The 899-nt window shown below is 69.3% G+C and carries 1 protein-coding gene; it reads right to left on the bottom strand.

Annotation, left to right across the window (positions count from 1 at the left end; genetic code table 11):
- On the bottom strand, positions 1 to 601 hold a 601-nt coding region (locus tag NA4_RS38380; RefSeq protein WP_245671808.1), incomplete at its 3' end, for a nitronate monooxygenase.
- Between the last annotated feature and the right edge of the window lie 298 nt (positions 602 to 899).

Here is an 899-nt window from a genome sequence, read left to right as displayed (position 1 = left end):
CGAGCAGTTGCAGCAGCGCCAGCAGGCCGAGCGGATCGGTCGCGTCGTCGGCCGGTCGATCCACGAAACTCCCACGGTGCCCGCCCGCCTCCGCGCCCTGGGCGATGAGCACGTCGGCGCCCGCGTCCACCGCGACGCGTGCCTCGCCGGGCGAGGTGACCGTTACCCAGACCTCGGAGCCGACGGCGTGCAGCCGGGCGATCTCCGCGGCGCTCGGGCAGCCGAAGGTAAACGACACGGCCGCCACCGGATCGGCGACGAGCAGGTCGAGTTTGGCGTCCCAGTCGTCTGTGTCGAACTTCGCGTCTCCGAGTTCATGGTCGGCGCCGAGTTCGGCGAGATAGTCCGCCAGGTCGGCGGCCGGGGTCGCGGGGCCGGGCACGAAGAGGTTGACCCCGAACGGCTCGGCGGTCGCGGCGCGAGTTGCCGTTATCCGCGCGGCGGTATCGGCGGCGCTCAGATAGCCGGCAGCCAGCTGCCCGAAGCCGCCCGCCTCGGCGACCGCGGCGGTCAGCTCGGGAGTGGAGGGGCCGCCTGCCATCGGAGCGAGCACGATCGGGACGTCCAGATGGTCGAGGATCACGGTCCAAGTCTCGCCCATCTGGACGTGTGACCCGTGCCTCACCTGCGAATTTTCCACCGAAGGTTGCGGAATGGTCACGACGAGGTAGAGTTCCCATCACAACGGATGCCAAACCGTTATTCATCCGGCGTCATCGAATCGTTATTAAACCGGTTCGGACCCCGGGCCCCGGCATTCGGACCCTGTACGTCGACCGAGGACCAGCTTTGTCGCAGCACCGTGTAGGCCCCAGTTCCATTACCGTCCACAGCCTGCTCGGCGAGGGCGGCGCTACGAACCGGCCGACGCGGCACCGCGCCGAGCCGTCCGCGGCCGA

This window comes from Nocardia amamiensis NBRC 102102 (assembly GCF_001612745.1).
Classification (GTDB): domain Bacteria; phylum Actinomycetota; class Actinomycetes; order Mycobacteriales; family Mycobacteriaceae; genus Nocardia; species Nocardia amamiensis.
The sequence above is the reverse complement of the archived record's forward strand: the minus strand, read 5'-3'. Positions and strand labels throughout refer to the sequence as shown.